Source organism: Lonsdalea britannica (genome assembly GCF_946477055.1).
Lineage (GTDB): Bacteria > Pseudomonadota > Gammaproteobacteria > Enterobacterales > Enterobacteriaceae > Lonsdalea > Lonsdalea britannica_A.
In genome coordinates this window covers 1-5958 of the sequence record NZ_CAMKXG010000222.1, presented here as the reverse complement: position 1 = coordinate 5958, position 5958 = coordinate 1, and the positions used below count along the sequence as shown (strand labels likewise).

At 53.7% G+C, this 5958-nt stretch carries 3 protein-coding genes; 1 reads left to right on the top strand and 2 read right to left on the bottom strand.

Going from position 1 to position 5958, the window contains the following annotated elements:
* The first annotated feature begins 947 nt into the window (after positions 1-947).
* The gene (locus Q7O77_RS13645; RefSeq protein ID WP_304168287.1) at positions 948-3164 is read left to right on the top strand and encodes a TonB-dependent siderophore receptor; all 2217 of its coding nucleotides are present in this window, start codon (positions 948-950) and stop codon (positions 3162-3164) included.
* Positions 3165-3384: 220 nt separating this feature from the next.
* On the opposite strand, the gene Q7O77_RS13640 is transcribed toward Q7O77_RS13645, so the two are convergent.
* The gene (locus Q7O77_RS13640; RefSeq protein WP_304168285.1) at positions 3385-4356 is read right to left on the bottom strand and encodes an FAD:protein FMN transferase; all 972 of its coding nucleotides are present in this window, start codon (positions 4354-4356) and stop codon (positions 3385-3387) included.
* A gap of 119 nt (positions 4357-4475) precedes the next feature.
* The coding region (locus Q7O77_RS13635; protein ID WP_304168283.1) for a flavocytochrome c at positions 4476-5958 on the bottom strand (1483 nt) is incomplete at its 5' end.

Genomic DNA, 5958 nt, shown 5'->3' with positions numbered 1-5958 from the left:
ATGTTTATCTATTTCAAAAGCCAAATAATAATAACCTATTGGATTTAGTATCGCTGTCATCCTTCGATAATAAGAAGAGCGAGCCACTGAATATTTCTCACCTTTTGTAAGAGGTTGCTGGGTCCTCGCCTCCCATTTCCTTGATATCACGTTTATTTTTTTTGAAAAGTTCAACGTGTTAAAATACGGTGGTAATTGTATGGGAAAATATCCATGTTTAAGTAACTTTTTTAGCCTCATGTTATGCACCTTTGATGTAAAATAATAAAAAATGCTTTTACCAAAAACTGATTTTAATCAATCAGAATATATAAACAGCCCCTGAGATAGATTATAAATCTAAAAAGATATAACTAAAATACGTGTGTTATAAAACGAAGTGACATCCACCTTCCCCCCAGTTTCCACAAATCCCTTGATCGCGTAACGCGGATGCGTATAGTTCTTATTTTTAATTGCGATGATTTATCCTCTGTCTTGCTCTGACCGCTATCCAGGCAAGCGTGGCTCGGCTAACAACGGCTGTTTAGACCTGCATATGATGGTGCGTGCTGACGCTGTCGATGCGAAATGCAAGCAACCCTTTTCGTGGTTTTTCAATGCTATAAGCACGATACGAACCTAGGGAAGTGAATGGTTAACGTTGTCAGACAGGCGCGCTAACGCAGGAAGTGAGAGCACGAAGCCACCTGCTCTGCATAGCCCCCAGATCTCGGCTGCATCGCAGGGTCATACCGGACATGCCCTCCTGTCGCACATGAAATCATCAAGGGAAGCTATAGAACTCAAACAAGATATCAGCTGGAGATTCAGCATGTTACGGGTTTAGAGAACTGAACCGTACCTACGGTCAGGTCACAAGCAACCCGGCCTGCAATGTTGAATCAATAAAAACGCCCCGGAAACGGGATTTGCCATTTCCACCTTTCTTTATAGTTAAGCGAACTATGTATAACGTCAAAAACACATCCATGCCTTTACGTAAAACCTTGCTGGCGCTGGCGGTAGGCTCTTTCGTTCAGACGGCTGCCGCCGCAACGACACCGACCCAAGCTGACGCCGATGCCAAGACCGATTCAAAAGATACGATCGTGGTGCAGGCAAGCGAGGCAGAGAACTTCCGGCCCGGCGGCGATGCGCTGGTTCCCGCCTATCTGGATGGTCAGGTCGCGAACGGCGGTCGTCTGGGGATGCTCGGTGAACAGAAGGCCATGGATGTGCCGTTTAACGTGGTGGGCTATACCGCCAAAATGGTGCAGGACAAGCAGGCGAAAACCGTTGCCGAGCTGCTCCACAGCGATGCGGGCGTGCAGGCGGTTCAGGGTTACGGCAACGTGGCGGAAACATATCGGATTCGCGGCTTTAAGCTAGACGGCGATGATATGACCATGGGCGGTCTTGCGGGCGTGGTGCCGCGTCAGGTGGTCGATACCCAGATGCTCGACCGCATAGAAGTTTTCAAAGGCGCCAATTCACTGGTCAACGGAGCGGCCACCAGCGCCGTCGGCGGCATGATCAACCTGGAACCCAAACGCGCGGAAGACACGCCGACAACCCGCGTAGGCGTGGATTACACCTCCTCGTCTCAGGTGGGCGGCAGTCTGGATCTGGGCCGTCGTTTCGGCGATGACAATCAGTTCGGCGTCCGCATGAATGTGGTTCACCGCGAAGGGGAAGCGGCCGTGGATGACGATAAACGTCGCACTACATTGGCCTCTCTGGGACTGGATTATCGCGGCGACCGCTTCCGAACCTCGTTGGATCTGGGCTACCAGAAAAAAACGTTCCACGGCAGCGAAATGGGTATAAATATCAGCGCATTGGACGACATCCCCGCCGTCCCCAGCAATACCCGCAACTACTCACAAAAGTGGGCTTACAGCGATATCTCCAACAAGTTCGGAATGGCGCGCGCCGAGTTCGATCTGAACGATAGCTGGACAACTTACGCCGCCCTAGGCGGACAGCATGCCAATGAAATGGGCACCTACTCTTCGCCCACCTTGACCAGCGACAATGGCGATGCGACCGCGTCTCGCCTCGATACCAATAACATCATTGATGACTTCAGCGGCATGGCTGGGCTGCGGGGCCAGTTCAACACCGGCTTCGTATCGCATCGCGTCAATGTAGGCTATTCCGCGCAAACTCAGCGTACGCGCACCGCCTGGGGCATGTCGTTCGACAACCCGACCACCAACATTTATCACAACAGCGACGTCGCCATGCCGGACAACGCCTTGTGGGGCGGACGCTACGCCGATCCGCTCACCACGAGCCGCTCTCGTACGCAGGGCGTGTTGCTGAGCGATACGCTCGGCGTGTTGAATGACCAATTGCTGTTCACCGTCGCCGGACGTCATCAAAAAGTGGTGGTTCGCAACTACAGTAACGCTACTGGCGAGGAAGACGCGGACTCACGCTTTACGGAAAGCCGCTGGATGCCGACCTACGGCGTCGTCTATAAACCGTGGGAACAGCTGTCGCTGTATGCGAATCACACGGAAAGCCTGCAACCGGGCAGCATCGCGCCCGATACGGCGGCCAATGCGGGTCAAAGTACCGGTATTATCCATTCGAAGCAAAATGAAGTGGGCGTCAAGGTCGATATGGGTCGCGTGGGCGGTTCAATGTCGCTGTTTGAAATTAAAAAACCGTCGGCCATCCTCGATAGCGCCAGCAACCGCTACAGCGTAGACGGCGAGCAGCGTAACCGCGGGCTGGAAATGAGCGTCTTTGGCGAACCGGTGTTGGGCGTCCGGCTGAACGCCAGCACGGTCTGGTTGGATCCTGAGTTAACCAAAACCGCCAACGGCGCTAATAACGGCAACGATGCCATCGGGGTTCCTCGTTTTTACGGCGTCGTGGGCGCGGAGTACGACATCAAACCGGTGGACGGTCTGACCGCGACGGCGCAGCTGAATCACTCAGGTTCACAATATGCCGACGCGGCCAACACCAAAAAACTCGATAGCTACACCACGCTGGACGTGGGTCTGCGCTACCGGACGCGCGTCAATCAGGATCAGAACGAAATGGTCTGGCGCGTCGCGTTGAACAACGTGACCAATGAGAAGTACTGGTCTGGCGTTGAGGACTACGGCGTGTATGTCTTCGAAGGCGAACCGCGTACGCTTAAGGTCTCCATGAGCTACGATTTCTAACGCCCTGCCCGCTCCGAGATCCCGACGTTCAGAAATGGACGTCGGGATTTTTTGTTTCTCCGTATCAGAAAGCATTCTCAGTTTTTCCCCGTCATGACACCAATGGCGATGTCTCGCCAACGCCCAACCGGTGAACCGGAAACACGCCTTTCAATCGCTGTCATGGCGAAATATAACAACTCGAATCTCGGCATAGGCGATCATGACGGCAGCCGCCCGTTTATCCGACGACCGTATAAGAGCTATCTAGCAATTCAAACTCGTAGTGGGGATTTGGCGACAGAATGATCTGCCGATCTTTCGTCACGAAAATGGCGCTAATACCGGGATGATCTTGCAGGTAGGCGATCCCAGCCTTGACCCCCATGCCGTACATCAGCGTGGTGTAGATATCGCCGTCGATGGATTCGTCCGACACGATGGTGACGCTGTCCAATTCATTATTCAGCGGGTAGCCCGATTGCGGGTCCAGAATGTGGTGATACCGCTCGCCGTCGAGGGTGAAGTAGCGCTCGTAAGTACCCGAGGTCACCACGGATTTATCGATCACGTGCATTGCGCCGATCAACTCCCCCTGCTCAGCGAACGGTTTTTTAAGGCCGATACTCCAGCGCCCCTGAGGATCGTTCAACGACCGCCCCATCGCCTGCACGTTGCCTCCCAGATTCAACAGTGCATCCTCAACACCGTTTTGCCGAAGAAAGCCTTTGATGACATCGGCGATATAACCTTTGGCGATAGCGCCGAGATCGATCTCCATACCTTCCTGCAGGAGGAACACAGAGCGATCTTCATCGTTCAGGATCACATGGCGCGGATCCGTCAGAGCAAGCCGCTGCTGAATGTCCGCCGCGTCAGGCACCGTATTACCGCTGAAACCAATTTTCCACAGCTTGACGAGAGGACCAATGGTGAAATTGAAATGACTGTTGTCCAGCAGGCTCACCTGCAGGGCGCGTTTAATCAGCTGATAGACGATGGGACTCACCGCCACCGGATGCTGACCCGCCGCGTGGTTGATATTCATCACTTCCGACGGGGAGCGATTTACCGTGAGCAAATCTTCCAGGCGTTTGATGCGCTTAAAGGCCTGAACGACCAATTCCTCATTCAGCTCAAAGAGCGTTAAGGAAATTCGCGTCCCCATCAATGTGGCGGCATAGGAAAAGTGGTTGTCTTCAGAGGTCGTCATAAAAGCACCGTCGCGGTTGGAGGGAAAAACATCGCTAATGATGGATGCCATTAAAACGCAGGCGGGGCAAAGTTGACAACTTTGCCCCGCCTGTGGACTACGAACGCTATGACTCGACGTTACCGTTTCGCATAGGCCGCAGCTTGTTTACCGGCCTGAATACCGAAGATGATGATATCAGCCACGGCGTTGCCCCCGATACGGTTGGCGCCGTGAATGCCGCCGACCACTTCACCCGCCGCGTAGGCACCCTGAATAACATCTTTATTGTTATCCAGCACCTCGGCCGCGGTGTTAACGACCACGCCACCCATCGTATGGTGAACGCCCGGGGCGATCTTGATGGCGTAGAACGGTCCTTTGTTGATCGGGTTACGCAACGCGGTCGTTCTGCCGAAGTCGTCATCATGCTGTTTTTCAACGAACGTGTTGAAGCGTTCGATGGTTTTCGTCAGCTCAGCGGGTTCAATTTGCAACCGGTCTGCCAACGCCGCGATAGAGTCTTCGACTTCGACAAAGCCCTGAGCCACATATTCGCCGACCGCCATGTTTTTCTCTTTGACGTGATCATCAAAGACGATATAGGCATATTTTTCCGGCAGATTGATGATGCTGGCAGACACCTTGTCACGCGTTTCCAATTCATTGAAGAAACGCTGACCACTTTGGGAAACCAGAATGGCACCGCCACCGCGAATAGATTCAGAGATCAGATAAGACGTATTTTGCTCCACCGTCGGGTGGATCTGAATTTCGCCCATGTCGACGGTATCCGCGCCCAGCGCTTCCAGCAGCGTGATCCCGCTACCCGTTGCGCCTTTATGGTTGGTCGTCACGAAGCCTTTCAGGTCCGGGCGGTATTTCACAACCAGATCCTGGTTGGCGCTGAATCCGCCGGTCGCCATGATGACGGTTTTCGTCGGAATAACACGTTCTTCGTTTTCGTCATTGATGGTGCGAACGCCGGAAACCTTGCCGTCTTCCTGCAAAATTTCGGTAACGGACGTTTCGAGCATCACGTCGATGTTGCGCTGGTTAAGGTTTTTCACCAGTCCGCTGATCAGGTAGCCGCCCACTGCCGCGCCGCTGGCCGGACGGTGAGTACGGTCGACACTCATCCCACCCGTGGTCGTCAGGTCGCTCAGCTCGATGTTGCGATCAGCCAGCCAGTCGATGGCTTCGTGAGCGTGTTCAACGAAGTATTTCACCAGTTCAGGGTTGTTCTTGTTCTGGCCGCTTTTCAGCGTTTCTTTGTAGAACAGCTCTTTATCGTCGACGATGCCTTTGATTTTCTGGAAACGCGTTTCCGCAGCATTCATCCCTGCAGACGCTTTGATCGTATTCCCGCCAATCACCGGCATTTTTTCCACGATCAGCACTTTAGCGCCATCATCGGCAGCCTGAATGGCTGTCGCCAGACCCGCGCCGCCGCTGCCGACGACCACGACATCGTACTGCTGAACTTCGTCCGGGTTACCGCCCTCTTCGATAATCGCTTCTTTAAACGACTTCGTCATCGCCTTGGTGACGGCTTTCTTGATGGCTTCGCTTTGCTCGGTGGCGCCGGTCACGGCGTCGACGTGCGAACTGTTGGCATCAAGA